The 18588-nt window shown below is 63.9% G+C and carries 15 protein-coding genes and 1 tRNA gene; 6 read left to right on the top strand and 10 right to left on the bottom strand.

Annotated features, from left to right (window positions below; translation table 11 throughout):
- Nucleotides 1–80: 80 nt before the first annotated feature.
- Complete coding sequence (locus AC13HB_RS09185; protein ID WP_482949448.1) at nt 81–926, bottom strand: hypothetical protein; 846 nt, start codon at nt 924–926, stop codon at nt 81–83.
- 175 nt (nt 927–1101) lie between these two features.
- Between AC13HB_RS09185 and AC13HB_RS09180 the strand changes: the two genes are divergently transcribed.
- Nucleotides 1102–1536 (top strand): DUF6491 family protein, encoded by a 435-nt coding sequence (locus AC13HB_RS09180; protein ID WP_482949447.1) that lies wholly within the window; start codon nt 1102–1104, stop codon nt 1534–1536.
- Nucleotides 1537–1691: 155 nt separating this feature from the next.
- On the opposite strand, the gene AC13HB_RS09175 is transcribed toward AC13HB_RS09180, so the two are convergent.
- Nucleotides 1692–2735, bottom strand: a complete 1044-nt coding sequence (locus AC13HB_RS09175) for a cyclase family protein (RefSeq protein WP_482949474.1) — start codon at nt 2733–2735, stop codon at nt 1692–1694.
- Between the two features lie 171 nt (nt 2736–2906).
- On the opposite strand from AC13HB_RS09175, the gene AC13HB_RS09170 reads away from it, so the two are divergent.
- Nucleotides 2907–3839, top strand: a complete 933-nt coding sequence (locus tag AC13HB_RS09170; RefSeq protein ID WP_482949446.1) for a LysR family transcriptional regulator — start codon at nt 2907–2909, stop codon at nt 3837–3839.
- A 101-nt stretch (nt 3840–3940) separates the two neighbouring features.
- Here the strand turns inward: AC13HB_RS09170 and AC13HB_RS09165 are convergent, their stop codons facing one another.
- Nucleotides 3941–4327, bottom strand: a complete 387-nt coding sequence (locus tag AC13HB_RS09165; RefSeq protein ID WP_482949445.1) for a hypothetical protein — start codon at nt 4325–4327, stop codon at nt 3941–3943.
- A gap of 330 nt (nt 4328–4657) precedes the next feature.
- Between AC13HB_RS09165 and AC13HB_RS09160 the strand changes: the two genes are divergently transcribed.
- Nucleotides 4658–7006 carry a helicase HerA domain-containing protein gene (locus AC13HB_RS09160; RefSeq protein ID WP_482949444.1) on the top strand — a complete coding sequence of 783 codons (2349 nt, stop codon included), beginning with the start codon at nt 4658–4660 and terminating at the stop codon, nt 7004–7006.
- 196 nt (nt 7007–7202) lie between these two features.
- On the opposite strand, the gene AC13HB_RS09155 is transcribed toward AC13HB_RS09160, so the two are convergent.
- Both AC13HB_RS09155 and AC13HB_RS09150 read right to left on the bottom strand, forming a co-directional pair.
- Nucleotides 7203–7279 (bottom strand) — tRNA-His (locus tag AC13HB_RS09155).
- Between the two features lie 136 nt (nt 7280–7415).
- Nucleotides 7416–8213: a M48 family metallopeptidase gene (locus AC13HB_RS09150; protein WP_482949443.1), complete on the bottom strand. Its 798-nt coding sequence runs from the start codon at nt 8211–8213 to the stop codon at nt 7416–7418.
- Between the two features lie 152 nt (nt 8214–8365).
- Between AC13HB_RS09150 and AC13HB_RS09145 the strand changes: the two genes are divergently transcribed.
- The 3 genes from AC13HB_RS09145 to phhA all read left to right on the top strand — a co-directional run bounded on the left by AC13HB_RS09145 (nt 8366) and on the right by phhA (nt 12933).
- Nucleotides 8366–10537: an AsmA family protein gene (locus tag AC13HB_RS09145; protein WP_482949442.1), complete on the top strand. Its 2172-nt coding sequence runs from the start codon at nt 8366–8368 to the stop codon at nt 10535–10537.
- A 135-nt stretch (nt 10538–10672) separates the two neighbouring features.
- Complete coding sequence (locus tag AC13HB_RS09140) at nt 10673–11884, top strand: beta/gamma crystallin-related protein (RefSeq protein ID WP_482949441.1); 1212 nt, start codon at nt 10673–10675, stop codon at nt 11882–11884.
- Between the two features lie 167 nt (nt 11885–12051).
- A complete protein-coding gene (phhA, locus tag AC13HB_RS09135) occupies nt 12052–12933 on the top strand; it encodes a phenylalanine 4-monooxygenase (protein WP_482949440.1) in 882 nt (293 codons plus the stop codon).
- On the opposite strand, the gene AC13HB_RS09130 is transcribed toward phhA, so the two are convergent.
- From AC13HB_RS09130 to AC13HB_RS09110, 5 genes are all read right to left on the bottom strand, one after another.
- Entirely contained in the window at nt 12930–13361 is a 432-nt protein-coding gene (locus tag AC13HB_RS09130) for a response regulator (RefSeq protein ID WP_482949439.1), read from the bottom strand. The genes phhA and AC13HB_RS09130 overlap by 4 nt on opposite strands.
- 77 nt (nt 13362–13438) lie before the next feature.
- Entirely contained in the window at nt 13439–14782 is a 1344-nt protein-coding gene (gene astB / locus AC13HB_RS09125; protein ID WP_482949473.1) for an N-succinylarginine dihydrolase, read from the bottom strand.
- A complete protein-coding gene (gene astD / locus AC13HB_RS09120) occupies nt 14782–16230 on the bottom strand; it encodes a succinylglutamate-semialdehyde dehydrogenase (RefSeq protein ID WP_482949438.1) in 1449 nt (482 codons plus the stop codon). Before astD ends, astB begins: the two co-directional genes overlap by 1 nt.
- A 4-nt stretch (nt 16231–16234) precedes the next feature.
- A complete protein-coding gene (locus AC13HB_RS09115) occupies nt 16235–17251 on the bottom strand; it encodes an arginine N-succinyltransferase (RefSeq protein ID WP_482949437.1) in 1017 nt (338 codons plus the stop codon).
- 28 nt (nt 17252–17279) lie between these two features.
- Nucleotides 17280–18542 carry a hydrolase gene (locus tag AC13HB_RS09110; RefSeq protein WP_482949436.1) on the bottom strand — a complete coding sequence of 421 codons (1263 nt, stop codon included), beginning with the start codon at nt 18540–18542 and terminating at the stop codon, nt 17280–17282.
- Nucleotides 18543–18588 lie beyond the last annotated feature (46 nt).

Raw genomic sequence — 18588 nt, 5'->3', positions numbered from 1 at the left:
GATCTTTCCGTCTCTCTAACAGGTTGCAGCGAAGGTAATCGGCGTATGCTTAATGAATGCTTGCGCCGGCCGCGTCCGGTTTACGTCTTGCGAACCCGCCCGGATTCCGGCGCATCCAGCGAGGCGAGAATTTCCACCAGGGTAGGCGACAGCTCGCCATTGCCCACCTGGAAGCGATGCGGCGAGAAGACCGCATTGCGCACCGGCGTCGGGGCCGGATTGCCGGCCGGAACGCGGACATCTCCGCCCTCGGCCGGTGCCCGCGAGCGAAGCACGGCAGGCTCGGCCTGCGCAGCCGCGTGGCGCATGGCAGGAACGCCCTCGCCTTCGCCGGTCAGGCGGGTCAGAACCTCGCTGACCGAGCGCGGCCGGCCCTGGGAATAGAAGATCGGCCGATTGGCCGCGGCGGCGGCCGGGAAGAGCCGGTCGGCCCGTGTGGCGGGGTCCGCTTCGGCTGCCTCAATCAGCGTGGCAGCGCCCTGGGCGCCCAGGAAATGCGCCGCATAAAGCTCCCCCGACGAGGCCGGGCGGCCGGTCCGGGTCTCGATCACCCGCGCATTCTCCGAAGCCAGCTCGCCGGCCATGCGGGCCGCGGCCACCGCGTCGAAGCGGAGATCGAGAATGCGCTGGCGCTGTTCCGGGTCCGCCACGACGAAACGGCCGCGCTCGTCCTGGCTGATCTGGCTCGCCTCGGCGGCATAGCCGTGCTCGGCGCCGCTGCGATGCATGACGCCGAGCCAGGTCTGTTCGATGAACTGGAACATGCCCGCAGCGCTGGAGGTCGCGGCCTCGGCCCGGACGTCGAAATTGCTCTCGCGCGCGGCGGTCCGGAGCAGATAGTTGAAATCGGTCCCGGTCTCCTGCGCGGCCTGGCGTATGGCGCGCGTCGCGAAGTCGGTATTGTGCTGCTCTACGGGGCTGACCACGGACGTCTCCGGCGGGGCTTCGAATCAAGTGCCAGAATCGCCGCCGCGTGGCTAATCGCGGGTTAACGCCCCCTAATACGGTATGTCCGGACGGGTTTCGCGTCGTTAACTTGACCCGCACCGGTTGCGAGCTGATATCATCTGCACGAGGGACGCGCTGCGTCAGGAGAGTGATATGGCATCTGTACCGAAGACAATCTTCGCCGCCCTGCTGGGATTCGGCCTTCTGGCGGCGCCCGCGCTGGCCGACCGAATCCGGCTGGTAAATATCAACGGCTATTCGGTGATCGACCGGGAGCATCTGGTCCTGAACGGGGGCGTCAGCCGTCACTATCTGGTGACCCTGCGCTCGCCGTGTCCGGAACTGACGGGCGGCTTCCAGCTCGGCATGAGCTTCCCGTCGACCACGACGATCGTCTCGCCGCACATGGAGTACGTCTATCCGCGCCGGACGATCGGAATGAGCTCGATGGACATGGTTCAGGGCCGCCGCTGCTATATCGACACGATCGAGGACGTCGAGTCGCCCGAGGCCGCTCGCGTCCTGGTCGAGGAACGCGCCGCCGCCGAAGAGGCGACCGGGAACGGCGAAGCCGGCAGCGATCGCTGAGCGCGACCGGCTCACCGGCCTGAGACGACAACGCCCCGGTCCGAACTGGACCGGGGCGTTTCTTTTGCCTGCATCACCCGGAGGAGAGACCGGGAAGGCGATACAGGCTTGCGAGGCCCCGGCCGCAGGGGGGCGGAAGGCGGCCGGTCCCGGCCCTAGGGCGTAGCGGCGTCATCGTCTGCCGGTACGGAAAGCGGAAAGGCGAGCGGGCGGATCGGCGCGGCGTCGGCGCCGCGAAGCTTCAGCGACCCGCCGATGAATGCGAACTCGTAGACCCGGTCGCGGGCCAGCGCCTCCAGATCGACCAGCTCCAGGATCGGGATGCCCTGCTCGGCGAGCAGATAGGTGTGAAGCGGCACGTAATTGCCCTCGACCTCGGAGGGGAAGGCCTCGAAGCTCAGATTGTCAGCCCCGACGATCATGGCGCCGGCCTCTTCGGCGAGAAAGCGGGCTGCCTCCATGCCAAGACCGGGCGGGTTGGCCATATAGGCGGCGGCGTCCTCATAGACCTGCATGCGGCCGGTTCGCACGAGGACGACATCGCCCGGCTCGAGACTGACACCCTGCGCCGCGAGCGCGGCCTCGATATCCGCCCGTCCGATGCGATAGCCGTCGGGAAGCATGTCGACATCGAGGGCCGAAGGCAGGTCGATAAGCACGCCGCGGGCGATGATGGGCGGCAGAGTCTCTGCCCCGGCCCGCTGCCAGCCGCGATCGCCGAGATGGTCCTCGGCGCGGAAACCGTTCCAGATCGCCCCGTCGAGCCCGAAATGAGCCAGCGCGTCGATATGGGTTCCCATATGCGTGTACATGGAGACGGCTGCGCCGGTATAGCTGACATGCGCGTTCATTGCCTCGCCGAGGCCGAGCGGATCGTCGACCTGCGTGCCGTGCGGCGTGTGCGTCATCCAGAGCCGGTAGTGCGGATCGCCGGCAGCCTGCCAGCTCGGCATGCCGATGAAATATTCCACCGACAGATCGTAAGCCGGAGCGCCCGACAGGCGGGCGAGCAGCGCCGCCTGGCCTTGCGGCGTCATCATGTTGAGCCGGCCGATCTCGTCCTCCGGCCCCCAGGGGCTCACCCCGACCGTCGCACGGGCCTCAGCCGTACCGGTGTCGGCATGCTGTGCGGACACCGGCGCGCCGGCGGCCAGCAGGACCAGACCCGCCGCGGCGAGCCCGTTGATCGCCACCGACATCGATCCAGCGAGTCGGGGTAGACATTTCGGGAAGGAATTCGGCATGACGGGTCTCCTCTGGACACGGGATCAACGACCGCACCGGCCGCGTTCGTCATGACGCTACCCATTCACCCCCATTGATATAATCCGCATATTGGTGCAATGATTGTTCACCATGGGTATACAATCATGAACCGCCTCACCGCCATGATGCTCTTCCGGCGCGTCGCCGAACTGGGCAGTTTCGCCGCCGCCGCGCGCGAGACCGGCTTCTCCAATGCGGCCGTCAGCAAGAATATCGCCGGGCTGGAAGCGCATCTCGGCGTACGTCTGCTCGAACGCAGCACGCGGCGGCTGCGCCTGACGGCCGCCGGCGATGCCTATCTCCAGCGCTGCGTGCAGATCCTCGATGCGATCGAGGAAGCCGAGCTGGAAGCCGCCGAGGACGCCCTGGCTCCGCGCGGCCTGCTCCGCGTCAGCGTTCCCATGTCGATGGGCCTTCTGCACATCGCACCGCTCCTCGGACGGTTCCTGGAATCCTGTCCCGAGGTCGAGCTCGATATCGTGATGAGCGACCGCAAGGTGAATCTGATCGAGGAAGGCTTCGACGTCGCGCTGCGCGCCGGCGGCCCCCTGCCCGATTCCAGCCTCATGGCCCGCCAGCTTGCACCGATCGCGCGGCAGGTCTGCGCCGCGCCTGCCTATCTCGACAGGCGCGGCACGCCCGCAATTCCGGACGACCTCACAGACCACGACTGTCTGGTCTACAGCCTTTCGGAAACGCCGCGACAATGGCAGCTGGAGGGACCGGAGGGCCGGAGGACGGTCGCGGTTTCCGGGCGGCTGTGCGTGAACAGCAGCCTCGCCCTGCGCGACGCCGCGATCGACGGCGCCGGCCTCGCCCTGCTGCCCGATTTCATCGCCGCACCGGATATCCGCGCGGGCCGACTGACGCCCGTCCTGCCCGCCTGGACGCCGGCCGAACAGGCGCTCTACGCCATGCATGCCGGACGGCGCCATGTGGCGCCGAAGATCCGGGCTTTCATCGATTTCCTGGTCGAGGCGTTCCGCGACGGCGCGCCCTGGGATGCACGGTCCGATACCAGCAACCAGGACCGCTGAGTCCTGTCGCCAAAGCCGGACGGTATAAGGCCGGGACCGGCGAAGCCGAGCGGGACGTTTTTCGGGAAGACAATACCGGCGCGCGATACCGGCCTGAGGCTTCAGCTTCCGGCGCTGGCGATCGCCGACTCGTTCGCTTCGATCTCGCGCTTGCGGTCGAACACCATCGCCTTCGCAGGAATGCGCGGCTTCACATCGTGTTCCGCGCCATCGCCCTTCGCATCCCCTTCTGCTTTCGCATCGCGGACGGAGCGGGCAAGCGGGCGATTATTGCCGGCAGCGCGGGTGACCGCGACGGCGACATGCGCACTGCCGCGCGCCACCATGCCGCCGATAAAGATGCCCGAACCGAACAGGGTCAGATTGGTCTTGAGATTGAGCAGGCCGAGATTGAGCACCGCCTCGCCGGCGCCGGACCCCGGCATGAGAATACCCGCCAGCGCCATCAGGACGCCGAGACCGATCAACCACTCGCCTGCGCTTTTCATGCTTACCCCCGCATGTCACTCGGACCATCCGCCACGCGACCGCCGGGCTCTCCCGTCCCGACCGGCCCCGCACGGTACCGATACAACCATATCGTGCCATATTATAAAATCACACGACATAACATACGATGCGTGACCGGCATCACGCGCAGGGGCGAATTCGGCGATTCTTTTGCGTGATCAGGGAGGTATGCGCCGGAGCGAGGAACGGCGATCGATTATTTTGTCCAAAAGAAAAATGGTACCGCCTCCCCGGTTCGAATGAGGGGCTCCGGACACCCAATTCAAGCCGTGCGACCGCCAATTTCTGCGCATTGAAAGATTTATGCTGTGAAGGCCACCATCACACGCTTAGGGTTTAGCGCATTAGCACAGTGGAATAGGGCGCTCATCGTGGGAAGTACAAAACAAAACCGTGTGATTACCACAATCGCCTATTTGGCCTTGCTCGCAGCGGTACATGGCTTCGTCATTTCACCCAGCTTTGCTCCAAGCCTAGAGACAGTATGGTTCTATTCCGGCGCGGTTAGTTTGGTGCTGGGTAGCAGGTTACTCACACCCCACTTCACTCCTCCCGCTGACGCCGCAACGAACGCCATCTTCGCGACCATAGCCATGTTGACGATTATGGCATCGGATAGCTTAGGCGCTGACGCGCGGATAGCCGCGTCTGTAATGCTGGGAGCTTCAATACTGGTGCTTCTATCTGGCTTGATCGTCCTGTTGATCAAGCAGCCCGGCGGCCTCGAGTCACGAGCCTGGCTCTTAGCATGGGAAAGAGGCGTACGCGGCAGCGGCAGTCCGAATGTCGTGTTCACCACGGTGATCCTCGTATCCGTCTTTGCAATTCACCGCGGCAACCCGACCGAAGTTATCGCGATACTCGCGAGCTGGACCGTGATTGTGGCGCTGCGCCCGTTGGACTCAGTCATGGACCTACTCCGTTGGTTTCGAGATCAACGCGAGCTGGGACCACGCGAGTTGTTGGGCACTGTCGCCGCCTATCAATCTCCGGGAATCGTCCTGATACGCCAAACGAGCGACATTCAGCTCCCACGGGGCACCCTTATGCTAATTGGCGACCGGCAGGGCCCAACGAGACTGGGGGTCGCGGTAAATTATGTGGGGCGGGACGAAGGTCACCTGCTGCGTACGCTCAGCCTGCCACTCCCTGCAGCACTAAAGGGGGACGCAGGAAGGACAGAGGCCGTTGATGGAGCTGCTCGCCTTTTGGAAGTAGACGAGGAAACGCGCCAAAAAGCAGGCAGTGTCTTAGAGCGCATCGACCGACTTTGCGGCGTCGTCGATAATGGTACGACTCTAGACCGCCTTGAATTCGAGGTAATTGACGAGGGCGACCTTTCCGAAGGGCGACTGGTTGAGGTTAAGGTTGGTCGAGAGAACGTCATCTATCAGGTAATCGACGGCGTAACCCACGAAGAGCTTGTTCAGCAAAAGAACAAGTATGGGTATGCGCGAGCACGGGCTCGAAAAGTCGGTAAGTGGAACGCCGAGAAATCAAAGTTCGAAGCAGCTCCCTGGCTGCCGAACATCAATGCACCAGTGTTTTTGAAGGATACCGCCGCCTTCGACGTATCCGCCGAAGCGGTAGGTCATTTCCCCTCAACTGACTACTCAGTCTCGATCGATATTCACGAGGCCATAACTCACAATACCGCCATTTTGGGCATTCTCGGCGTCGGCAAGAGCTTCCTCGCTATTGAACTTGTTGAACGAATGATCGCTGAGGGCATAAAAATCATTTGCCTAGATCTGACTGACCAGTACCAAAACGAGCTGAAGCCGTTTGTTGTCGAGAAGCATCAGACTGCTGTGATGGAAGGGCTTCAACCAGAAAAGGGACGAGGCAAGACCGCCAAAACCAAACAAGATGGAGGCACGATCAGGGACTTCAGCGAGCGAGTGAAAACGGTCCTTAAGACCTTCCTTTCAGCCGAGAGCCCCTATCCAATTTGCATCATCAACCCAGCGAGTCTGACCGTCTGGCAGCAAATCGGTGCGCAAGATTTCAGAACGGGCGAAGCTGACATGGCGCAGCTAACGCCCACCGAGATCACAGCAATTATATCTCATCACGCCCTGCATATTTGCCAAGATCTCGGCATGACCGACAAGGCCCGCGCTTGTCTTGTCTATGAAGAGGCACACAGTTTGATTCCAGAGTGGAATTCAGTCGCCGCGGAGGGAGACAAAAAAGCGGCCTCAGCAAGTTCGCGCGCAATTCTCCAAGGTCGAAAGTTTGGCCTTGGGTGTCTTCTGATCACTCAGCGTACCGCAAATGTCACGAAAACCATCCTGAACCAATGCAACACGGTTTTTGCGATGCGAACATTTGATACGACCAGCGAGAATTTTCTTTCGAATTATATTGGTGCAGATTACGCAAGCATTCTACCTAATCTGCAACCGCGGCACGCCGTTTTCTTTGGAAAGGCGTCATCCTGCGACGACCCCGTTCTAATCAGGCTCAATGATCGAGAGGAATTCGAGACCGCTTTCCGAGCTACTCACCTTCCTTGCAAACTCCCCGAGTTTACCCCGGATGACGCTCTAAAGCCCGGCGCCGTCGAAGAAGGCGAAGAAGACGACGCCCCGAACGCCCCGAACGCCCCGAACGCCCCGGTCAAACCGCGCATTACTCGTTTAGACGAGGAGTAATTCGCACCACATCGAAATTTAAGATGGTTGGTCGCCTAGTGCGATGACCGGGCAAATTGCGGATTTAGACAGAAATCTGTTTATCGCGCTTAAGGACGGCCTCAAATGCCAATGTGGTCTAGCACCCACGTCCATCGACGCGCTTAGCCGACCGCTCAAAGGGGCTCTATAAGCTGCAGCAAACAAGAAAGAAAAATGGTACCGCCTCCCCGGTTCGAACGGGGGACCTCTAGATCCACAATCTAGCGCTCTAACCAACTGAGCTAAGGCGGCACGCGTCAGGCCGGTGGCAACCGGGCTGTGAGGCGCGGGAAATTAGCCTCCCCGCCCCCCTCTGGCAACCATGCTGTCAGGGCTTTTGCAGCCCCGGTTCTCCGGCCCCGTTTCCGGGGCCGGAAGCCCTGTCATGTCAGGCGTATCCGCGGGCGCGAATGTGTTCGCGCATGGCGGCGATCCGGTTCTCGTCGGACGGGTGGGTGGACATGAACTCGGCGCTCTGGCCCTGGTGCCGGGTCGACATGGCGACCCAGAAATCGATGGCCTGGCGCGGATCATAGCTGGAGCCGACCATGTAATCGACGCCGAGACGGTCGGCCTCGTATTCGTGCTGGCGCGAATACGGCAGAATCACGCCGAGCGTGACGCCCATGCCGAGCGCCGCGCCGATCCGGTCTGAATACTGAGCCGTGTCGGTATTGGAACCGAGCGCGGATGAGACCAGGGAGACGCCCATCTGGGCGGCCATCTGCTGGCTGGCGCGCTCGGCGGAATGGCGTCCGGCGACATGGCCGACCTCGTGCCCCATGACGGTGGCGAGATGGTCGTCCGTCTCCATAATGTCGAGAATGCCCTTGTAGAAGCCGACCTTGCCGTTCGGCAGCACCCAGGCATTCACGGTCGGGTCGTCGAATACGACGAATTCCCAGGGCATATGGCTGAGCCCGGCCGCGTTCACAACGCGGCTGCCCACGCGCTCCAGACGGCGCTGATAGGCCGGATCGCGCAGCACGCGCTCGCGCTGGAGGCTTTCCCGCCAGGCCTGGTCGGACAATTGCGCCAGCTGGCCGTCGGAGACCAGCATGAGCTGGCTGCGGCCCAGCGCGGCATTGTCTGCACAACCGGAAACCAGCGGCACGACCGTCCCCGCGGCCAGACCGATAATGAGTTCGCGCCGATGCATCAGGCTGAGCTTGGATTTCTCGGACATCCCCTACCCCCTTTGGTGTTTGATCGAAATCAGAGGTAGATTAACCCATCCGTTTTTCGCCGTCTCGCCAAGAAAGCGACATGGTGGAGCGATAGGCTGAGAATCATGCCCGCCGGAGGTCCGGCCGGCGGATCGAAGGGGAGCGCAGTCGCATGAAACGTTTTGGTCTTTTCCTGATCGTCCTCGCCGGACTCCTGGTCGTGGCGGCCCTGGTCCTGCCCGGCCTGATACCCGCATCGGCCTATCGGGACCGGGTGGAAGTGGCGGCGGAAAACGCGCTCGGCCGCGATGTCGGGCTGGACGGCGATATCGCCCTGACCATCCTGCCGCGCCTGGAAGTGCGCGCCTCGAACGTCTCCATCGCCAATGCCGAGGGCTTCGGCGATGCGGCCTTCGCGGAGATGAGCGAGATGCGCGTCGGGGTGCGGCTGGTCCCGCTGCTTTCGCGCCGGGTCGAGATCACCGAATTCGTGCTGGTCGATCCGACGATCCGCCTGCAGCAGCGCGGCGGCCGCAATAACTGGACCTTCAACAGCGGCGAGGCTGCGCCGGCACCTTCATCCGGCGAAGGCTTCCGCCGGCGCCCCGGCGCGCTGCCGCTCGAGGCAAGCTTCGGCGATGTGCGGATCGAGAACGGCTCGATCTATTACACCGATGCCGGCCAGAGCCGCGAGATCACCGGCCTCGATCTGAGCGTGGCCCTGCCATCTCTGGACGAAGCGACACGGATTTCCGGCGCACTCAATGCCGACGGCGAAGCGCTCACATTCAATGCGGAACTCGGCTCGATCCGCGATTTCTTCGAGGGCCGCGAGACGCCGCTCACGCTGGCCATGGGCGGGCGGCTGATCGATCTGGGCTTCGACGGGCGCATGCTCGAATCGGAGGAGATCGCCTTCGACGGCGACTTCAATGCCGACATCCCCTCCATCCGCGCCCTCGCCGCCTTTGCCGGGACCGACATGCCGGCGGGCGAGAATCTCGAACGCTTCTCCGCGGAAGGCGCACTGGCCGGGCAGCCTGGCTCCCTCGCCCTGACCGCCCGCGCCCTGCAGCTCGACGATATCCGCGCCTCGGGCACGCTCAATGCGGATGTCTCGGGAGCCAGGCCACGCCTCAATGGCGCGCTCGAACTGCCGACGCTCGATGTGACGCCCTATCTGCCGGAAGAGCGCGAAGGCTCCGGCTCCGGCGGCGGCGTTCCGCCCTGGAGCGAGGATCCGATCGATCTGGCGGGCCTCAACCTGCTCGATGCCGATCTGCGCCTCGGCGTGGGCACGTTGCGCTTCCGCGATCTGGAAGTCTCCGATGCCCGCCTGCGGGCTATTCTCTCGAACGGCCGGCTGGAAGCCGTGCTGGAGAATTTCGATCTCTACCAGGGCTCCGGATCCGCCACGATCGTGGCGAACAATCGCGGTCGTACGCCCTCCTTCTCGCTGGACGCCACGCTGGACGGGCTCGACGCCCAGCCCTTCCTGACGGCTGCGGCCGGCTTCGACCGTCTTCAGGGGACGGGCCAGATGCGGTTGAGAGCGACCGCCGCCGGCAACAGCCAGGCCAGCATCATGCGCAGCGTCGACGGCAATGGCGGTTTCAGCTTCGCCGACGGCGCCATCGTCGGCATCAACATCGCCGAGACCATCCGCAATGTGAACAGCTTCTTCTCGCAGGAGGACGAAGCCGCCGCGACCGGCGAAGCGAGCGAATCGGACAGCGAACAGGCCAGCGTCGGCGAGCGGCAATCCACCGACTTCACCGAGCTCGGCGGCAGCTTCACGATCGCCGATGGCCGCATCACCAACCAGGACCTGCTCATGCTCAGCCCGCTGCTGCGGGTCGAGGGCAATGGCTGGGTGAACCTGCCGGAGCAGACCCTCGACTACCGCCTGCGTCCGCGCGCCGTCGCCTCCATCCAGGGACAGGGCGGCGACCGCGACATGCGCGGCATCGTCGTGCCGATCCGCTTCCGGGGCGATTTCAATTCGGTCAGCTACGGGGTCGATACGGAAGCCGTCGGACAAGCCCTGCTCGGTGGTGCGATCGGCAATGCGCTCGGCGTCAACAGTTCGCAGGCCGCCAGCCCGGAGGATGCGGTCCGCGGTGCCCTCCTCAACGCGCTCGGACTGGGCGGGGAGGAAGATGGGGGAGAAACGACCGGGGCAGATGCCACCGAAAACACCCCGGACGACACCTCTCAAGCCCCCCAGCAAGCGACCGAGGAAGAGGAGGTCGATCCGGCCGAGCAATTGCTGCGAAATCTGCTGGGCACACGCCGCGAGCCCGAACAGCCCCCCGAAGAGGAAGAAGGCCCGAACCGGCGCTGAACCGGCGCTAACCCAGCGCCGGTCCAGCGGATGAACGGACGATGAAGCGCCCGCTCCGCGCCCGTTCAGCTTGAGCCCGCTAGACCGGTGGCCGAACCTTTCAATCAACGGCTTGTCAGTTTCGGAGGGAGCCAGATGACTGTTAAACGGACCATCCTCGCCGCCATGGCCTGGGCCGCCAGCGGCTTCGCCGCCCAGGCCGCCGCGCAGGAGATCATCCTGTACGAACACAGCAATTACCGTGGCCGCGAAGTCCGCGTGACCGGTCCCGTCAGCAATCTGACCCAGGCAGGTTTCAACGACCGCACCTCGTCCTTCCGGATACTCTCGGGCCAGTGGGAGATCTGCCAGCACGACAATTTCCGCGGGACTTGCCAGTATCATTCCTCCGACCAGCCCTCGATGGGCCGCATGAACGACCAGCTGACTTCGCTGCGACCGGTCGCGTCTCCTGGCGGCCACGGTCCCGGCGGATACTATCCCGGCGGGCATAGAGGGGGCGGTATCACGCTGTATTCCGGACCGAATTTCACCGGCCGGTCGGTGACGCTGTCGGAAACCACGCCCGACTTCACGCGCATCGGCTTCAACGACGAAGCGCGCTCCATCTCCTTCGACGGCCGCCGCAGCTGGCGCGTCTGCCAGCATGCGAATTTTGGCGGCGCCTGCATGGAAGTCGACCGGGACATGCCCTATCTGGGCGGCGGCATGGCAGGACAGATAAGCTCTGCCGAGCCCGACTACCGTGCCTATCCGGGCCGGGGTGCGGCCGTCCCGAGAAGCGGCGTCTTCCTGTATGACGGCGTCAATTTCAACGGCCAGCGGATCGATGTCGCAGGCGATGTCGACAATCTGGAACGGGCTGGTTTCAACGACCGCGCCGACAGCGTCATCATCGCCCCGGGCGAGCGCTGGGTTCTCTGCCAGCATGAGGATTACGGCGGTCGTTGCGAAGTATTCGAGGGCGAAGTCCGCGACCTTTCGCGCTACGGATTGCGCAACGAGATCACGTCTCTCTACCGTTACGACGGATATTGGGGCGGCCCGGGCGGCGGCTATCCCGGTCCGGGCGGTCGGGGCGCCATCCGCGGTGGCGTGCCAGACAATGGCACCCTCTATTTCTCCCGCCCGGAGATCAATGGCTACGCCGTTGACCGCTGCATGACCGGCTATGGCCGCGACTGCGGCCGCGAGACGGCCGAACATATCTGCCGCAGCGCCGGTTACCGCCGTGTCGAGCATTTCGATGTCGACCGGTACAACCGGGCCCGCACCTGGCATCTCGGCGAGAACCGGGCCTGCACCGGACAATGCACCCCGATCGTGGACGTGCTCTGCACCCACTGATCGTACCAGCAACCGCCACAGACGCGCCGTCCCGGTCGAAACGGGGCGGCGCTTTGCGTTTTCCGGGCAGAAATGTGCGGCAGGGCGTTGGGTACTGGAAGGAGATGGCGTATATTTAGTTACAAACGAAACTAATTTGGCCAGCCAGCAGCCTTTGGAGCCACGCTATGCCCGTGAATGATCCGATCGTGGCGGAGCAGGAACCCGCCGCCGATTTTACCATCGACCAGAAATGGGACCTCTACACGCGGGAGGAGCATGCAATCTGGTCGACCCTGTACGACCAGCAGATGGGTTTGCTGAAGGACCGTGCGGCACCCGAGCACTTCCGGGGCCTCGAGATGCTCAATCTCAATGAAGGCGGCATTCCTGATTTCCGGCGCGTCAACGAAAAGCTGGAAAAGCTCACCGGCTGGACCGTCGTGACCGTACCGGGACTGATCCCGGAGAAGGAATTCTACGAGCACCTTGCCAATCGCCGTTTCGTTTCCGGCCGTTTCATCCGTGACGGCGACAAGCTGGACTATCTGCCGGAACCGGACATCTTCCACGACGTGTTCGGCCATGTGCCGCTGCTCACACAGCCGGTATTCGCGGACTATATGGAAGCCTACGGCAAGGGCGGCCTGCGCTCGCTCGAATTCGACGCCATCAAGCACATGGCACGTCTCTACTGGTACACAGTGGAATTCGGCCTCATCAACACGCCGGAAGGCCGCCGCATCTATGGAGCGGGCATTGTCTCGTCGAAGGCGGAATCGGTCTTCTGTCTGGAAGCGCGGTCACCGAACCGCCTGCACTTCGATCTCGAGCGCATCATGCGCACGGACTACCGCTATGACGACTTCCAGCAGACCTATTTCGTGATCGACAGCTATGACGAGCTGATGGAAGCGACCTACAAGGATTTCGCGCCGATCTACGAGCGCCTGCCCGACATGCCCGAGCTGAAACCCTCTGACGTCGTCGAGGGCGATCGCGTCTATCACAAGGGTACGCAGGAATACGCCAATGCCGGCGGGCTGACGGAGCACGCCGTCGCGGTCTAGGCGTGGACGAGTTCGAGACGGCCGTCTTCGCCCTTGCGGGTGAAGAGGCCTTCCAGCTCCTCTACCGCATCAACCAGCTTGGGCAGGGAAGCCGGCTTCACCAGATAGAAGCTGGCGCCCGCCTTGCGGCATTCCTCTTCCCGGTCGGCGCTTTTCGCCCCGGAATAGACACCGACGCCGCCCATGCCGACATGGGCACGGGCCTGCCGGATGAAATCGACCGCATCACAGCCCGCAAGGCCCAGATCTGTCAGGACGAGCACGGCCGGATAGGCCTGCTCCTGAAGATGCCCGAGTGCGTCTTCGGCGCGTGTGAAAGCCTGAAAATCGAATATGAGCCCCGCATCCTCCAGGTCGGCCTGGAACAGGAAATGCTCGTCCGGGTCGTCATCCAGTAGAACGATACAAGCGCGCTGACTCGAATTCACAGACCGCCTCCCGTTTTGCGAGGCGCGCAACCTAACACGTTTTTCGGCGCTGAACAGATCGGTTGCGCCCCGCTACGTCACACGCGCTGGAAGGGATAGAAATCACCGCCCAGACCAAGAATTCCGGTCAACGCATCGAGGGCTTCGCGAGATTCCCGCATCAGGGCCGGATCGCCGAGATCGTTCGGAGCCAGGCTCTCGCGATAATGCTTCTGCGCCCAGGCTGTGAGCGAGGCATGCAGCGCGTCAGTCATAAGCGCCGACGGTGTTACAGCGGCACGCTCCTCGTCGGTCAGCACCACGCGCAGGCGCAAGCAGGCCGGACCGCCACCATTGCGCATGGATTGCCGCACATCGACGAAATCGACACGCCCGATAGGACCATTGCCTGCTGTCATCGCCTCGCAATTGGCCGCCGTGGTGGGAGTCTCCTCGGTTTCCGTCGGTGCGACCAGCACGAGACGGTCCTCGCCCGGCCATTCCAGGAGCTGGGAGTTGAACAGGTAGCTGGTAATCGCATCGCCGATCGGGACGTCCGCCTCGGGCACTTCCACGAAGGCCGGCTCGAACAGGCCATCAGCAGCTCGACGGATAGCGTCGAGCGCATCCTGACGATCCTCGAAGGCCAGTTCGTGGTAGAAAAGCGTGTTCCGGGTTCCCACGCAGACGACGTCGTTGTGGAAGGCGCCCGCATCGATCGCCGCCTGCGACTGGCGCAGATAGACCGTGCGCGCCGGATCGAGACCGTGTGCGCGCGCCACGGCCTGGCAGGCCTCGAGCGTCTGCCGCGCGGGATAGGCGCCGGACCAGGCTTCGCCGGCTTCGCGTCCATAGACGAAAATCTCCACGCCCGGTTCGCCCTGCTCGGCACAGAGCCGCACATGATTGGCCGCCCCTTCATCGGCAAAGTCAGGCTGCGCTGGCAGCACGTCGTGCACCGAGAAACGCTTGGAATCGGCAAAGGCCCATCGCAGACCGCGCCGGGTCTGCGGGCCCTCGATCGAGCGGTGCAGCGTCGTCAGCAGGTTTGCCGGCGTGAAGTGCAGGCGACCGTCGGCCGTGTCGGCCGAGGGCGAGACGGTGGCGGCATTGGCCGACCACATCGGCGACGCGGACGTCGCCTTGCGCAGGAGGCCGGGCGCCTCCTTCCAGGCCCGCTCGACGATCGCCTCGTCGGAGCCGGAGAAACCGCACTGGCGCAGGAAGGGAATGAAGGGCCGCTCGTGCGGCGGAAGCAGACCCTGGACGAGACCCGCATCGGCGAGCCGCTTCATCTTGTCCAGGCCTTCGATCACACCGGCGCGCGGCGAGGAGACCAGCCCCGCATTCTTCGAGCTCGCCAGATTGCCTTCGGACAGCCCGCCATAATTGTGGGTCGGACCGACGAGACCGTCGAAATTGGCTTCCACCGCTGCCATGATCAATCCACTCCCTTGACCGCCATGCGTTCCGGAACCGGCGCGGCCTGCGTCGCAACCGGATAGGCGCAATAATCGGCAGCGTAATAGGCACTCGGGCGGAGATTGCCCGACTGCCCCGGCCCGCCGAAGGGCATGTTCGAGGCCGCGCCGCAGGTCGGGCGGTTCCAGTTGACGATCCCGGCCCGTGCCTCGACCCAGAATTGCTTCCACAGCGACTCGTCGTCCGAGACGAGGCCTGCCGACAGGCCGTAGGCTGTATTATTGGCCGCATCGATCGCGCCGTCGAAGGAGTCGACGCGCGTCACCTGCAGCATCGGGCCGAAGACTTCCTCGTCCGGCACATCCACGCCGGTCACGTCCAGCAGGCCCGGCCGCACGAAGGCATCACCAAGTTCGCTGACCGGCTCGACCGGACGGATGGGTTTGGCGCCGCGTTCGATAAGCTCCGCTTGGGCGGCGAGAACGCCCTCGGCCGCCTGACCTGAAACGAGCGGTCCGATAAAGGGCTCCACCTCCGCATCCCAGCGATCGATGGTGAGCTTGCCAGCGATTTCGGCGATCGCCGCCACGACGGCATCGCCCTTCTCTCCAACCGGAACAATCAGGCGGCGGGCACAGGAACAGCGCTGGCCGGCCGTGATGAAGGCGGAGTGGACGGCAATGCGCGCCGCAGCCTCGGCATCCTCGACATCCCAGACGACGAGCGGATTGTTTCCGCCCATTTCGAGCGCCAGCTGGATGCCCGTCTGTCCGGCGAACTTCTCGTGGATGAACCGGCCCGTATTCCACGACCCCGTGAAGAGCACACCATCGAGATCGGCATGATCGAGCGCGGCGGCACCGGTCTCCCGGGCGCCCTGTACCATGTTGAGCACGCCTGCCGGCAGACCCGCTGCCTCCCAGGCGCGCACCATGGCCTCGCCGACGCCCGGCGTGATCTCGGACGGTTTGAAGACGATGGTATTGCCCGCGATCAGTGCCGGGACGATATGGCCGTTCGGCAGGTGGCCGGGGAAATTGTACGGCCCGAGCACGAACATCACCCCGAGCGGCTTGTGCGCCAGAGCGGCATGACCGAAGGCGGTTTCATTGACGAAACTGCCCGTCCGGTCGACATAGGCCTTCGTGGAGATGTCGATCTTGCCGATCATCGCACCGGCTTCGGCGAGGCCTTCCCAGCGCGGCTTGCCCGTCTCGCGGGAAATCAGCTCGGCGAGCTCCGCCTTGCGCGATTCGAGCTCGGTCTTGTAGCGCTCGACGATGGCGATGCGGTCCTCTACCGAGGCGCGTCCCCAGGCGGGAAACGCCTTGCGGGCCGCCTTGAAGGCCGCATCGACGTCCGCCGGATCGGCGGCCTTGCCGGACCAGATCTCGCTGCCATCGGCCGGATTGAGAGACCGGAAACTGTCGCCGGCGCCATCGCGCCATTCGCCATGTATATAGATCATCGTCTTACCTCTGCCGTCGCCAGAACCGGGCGCGCTCGCCCTCTGTCAGATCGAGTGCCTGCATCGCCTCATGAGGCACGCCGAGCACATCGCCATCATCGATCACCTGAACATTGCAGGTGCGGAAATCGTCGAACCGGTCGGTCGAGAGAATGCCTTCGGCACCGCCATGCGTCACCGCCGCGCGAACCGTGACTTCGCGGCTCTCGCGCAGGGTCCGGATATTCTCGGTCCAGGTCGAGACCAGCGGACCGCCGTCGAAGATGTCGACATAGCGATCATAGTGGAACCCTTCCCATTCGAGCAGGTTCAAGGCGCCCTCCCCGTCGCGATGCGGCTTGCCGATCACCTCCCGCACCACATCAGGGAGCAGGTCGAGATAGATCAGGTGCTGCGGGCCGAGATCGAGGATGAACTGGTTGTCCGTCGCCGCGCTCAGCCGGTCCGCCTCGTCGAAATCCATCCGGAAGAAGGGCCGCGAGACATAGTCGAAGAAAGGCGAAGACCCGTCCTCGTGCACGATACCGCGCAGTTCGGCGAGCACGCGGTCACCGAAACGAGGGCGGCCAGCGGCAATCATCAAATAGCGGGTCTGCGCGACGAGGCGGCCGGCGCCGGTGCCACGTCCCTCGGAGGACACGAAAAGCGTCCCGACCTCGGAGGCCCCTGCGAAATCATTGACCAGCAGCATGGCATCCATGTCGAAACGGCGATCCGCATCCTTGGAGTGCTGGGCCAGCGTGATGATCTTGAAGTCCCAATAGGGCTTGGACACGCCGACCATCGCCTTGACCGCGGAACAGCCGACGATGCGGCCGCTTTCCGTGTCTTCCAGCATCAACTGGTAGGTGTCCTCGGTCTGACGATCTCCGGGCCCGGCAAAGGCCGCCTCGGATTTCTCCAGGCGTTCGGCGAGCACGTCCGCGGGAACCGCGAGACTGGTAAAGCCGGTCCCGGCTTCCTTGGCCAGACGCACAAGCGCGTCAATGTCCGACCGTTTGGCCGCACGTACGATCAGCATGATCCCTCCCCGATCGGTACCCGGTTACTTACTGGCTCCGCGCCAGGGCCCGCGCTTCGCGCGCATCGAACTCGCCCCGGGCGAATTTCATCAACATCACGGCCGAGAGCTTTGCGCGCTCGGCGAAACTGGACAATTTGACGATCTCGCGATCCGAATGGATATCGGCGCCGCGCACGCCCAGCGTATCGACATTCGGGCAGCCCGCTGCCCAGAGATTATTGCCTTCGCAGACACCGCCCGTGTCCTGCCAGCGAATATCGAGGCCGAGCGTACTGCCGGCGGCGCGCGTCCATTGGAACATGCGCGCATTGGCCGGGGACATCGGCTTGGGTGGACGGGTGAAGCCGCCATGAAGCTCCGCCGCGATCCCGTCGCGCACCGCGATCTCGTCGACCAGGCGTTCGAGTTCAGCCTCGACCCAGGTCCGGTCGTTTTCGGTCTGGACGCGCACATTGAAGCGCGCCACGGCATTGTCCGGCACGACATTGGGCGGTCCGCCGCCATCGATCCGCGCGAGATTGAAGGTGACGCCCTCGCGGCGACCGTTCAACTCGTCCAGCCCGAGCCCGAATGCGCAGGCCGCGGCCAGCGCATTGCGGCCAAGATGGTGTTCGCGCCCCGCATGGGCAGCCCGGCCGGATACCTTGAGCGACCAATTCCCCGATCCCTTGCGGGCACCGGCGAGCGAGCCGTCGGCCAGCGCCGGTTCGTAGGTCATACCGATATCCGCACCAGCCCCGAGTTCCGCCAGAATCGGCCCGGAACCGAGCGAACCGATTTCCTCGTCCGGACTGATCAGTACATCGACGCCGATCTCGTCCTTCCAGGGACTGCGCTCGAGGGCCAGAAGCCCGTGCAGCATCACCAGAATACCGCCCTTCATGTCGGCAACGCCGGGCCCGTTCAGCGTGTCGTCGTCCCAGAGCTCGGTCGACTGGAAATGACTGTCTGCCGGGAACACCGTGTCGTGATGCCCGGTCATGACGATCCGGATCGGTGCCTGCGGGCGAATGCGACAGTGAAAGGACGGGGTAAAGCTCTGCTCGTGAACCCTGCCGTCCGGCTCCACGACGGTGGTCGGCGGCAGTTCGACGGCACTGATCTCGCCGCCCAGTTCCTCGAAAGCCGTTTCCAGGCAAGCGCGCATGCGCTCCAGCCCGTCGGCATTGCGGCTACCCGAATTGATCGCCGACCAAGCCTTGACGGTTTCGATCATTCCATCGGCCCGCGTATCGATCCAGTCGAGAACCGCGCGTTCGTCCGAATTGAGGTCCAGTTTGTCCTGCATGACCCTGTGATAGCCGTTTAAACGGGCGGGTCCACCCCTCCCGCTG

The sequence above is a fragment of the Maricaulis sp. B-26 genome, from assembly GCF_056857855.1.
The sequence above is the reverse complement of the archived record's forward strand: the minus strand, read 5'-3'. Positions and strand labels throughout refer to the sequence as shown.

Coding starts and splice junctions, on each gene's coding strand:
- AC13HB_RS09150 (WP_482949443.1), bottom strand. CDS start 8,213: ATGTCCGAGAAATCCAAGCTCAGCCTGATGCATCGGCGCGAACTCATT.
- AC13HB_RS09170 (WP_482949446.1), top strand. CDS start 2,907: ATGAACCGCCTCACCGCCATGATGCTCTTCCGGCGCGTCGCCGAACTG.
- AC13HB_RS09165 (WP_482949445.1), bottom strand. CDS start 4,327: ATGAAAAGCGCAGGCGAGTGGTTGATCGGTCTCGGCGTCCTGATGGCG.
- AC13HB_RS09180 (WP_482949447.1), top strand. CDS start 1,102: ATGGCATCTGTACCGAAGACAATCTTCGCCGCCCTGCTGGGATTCGGC.
- phhA (WP_482949440.1), top strand. CDS start 12,052: ATGCCCGTGAATGATCCGATCGTGGCGGAGCAGGAACCCGCCGCCGAT.
- AC13HB_RS09140 (WP_482949441.1), top strand. CDS start 10,673: ATGACTGTTAAACGGACCATCCTCGCCGCCATGGCCTGGGCCGCCAGC.
- astD (WP_482949438.1), bottom strand. CDS start 16,230: ATGATCTATATACATGGCGAATGGCGCGATGGCGCCGGCGACAGTTTC.
- AC13HB_RS09110 (WP_482949436.1), bottom strand. CDS start 18,542: ATGCAGGACAAACTGGACCTCAATTCGGACGAACGCGCGGTTCTCGAC.
- AC13HB_RS09175 (WP_482949474.1), bottom strand. CDS start 2,735: ATGTCGGTGGCGATCAACGGGCTCGCCGCGGCGGGTCTGGTCCTGCTG.
- AC13HB_RS09115 (WP_482949437.1), bottom strand. CDS start 17,251: ATGCTGATCGTACGTGCGGCCAAACGGTCGGACATTGACGCGCTTGTG.
- AC13HB_RS09145 (WP_482949442.1), top strand. CDS start 8,366: ATGAAACGTTTTGGTCTTTTCCTGATCGTCCTCGCCGGACTCCTGGTC.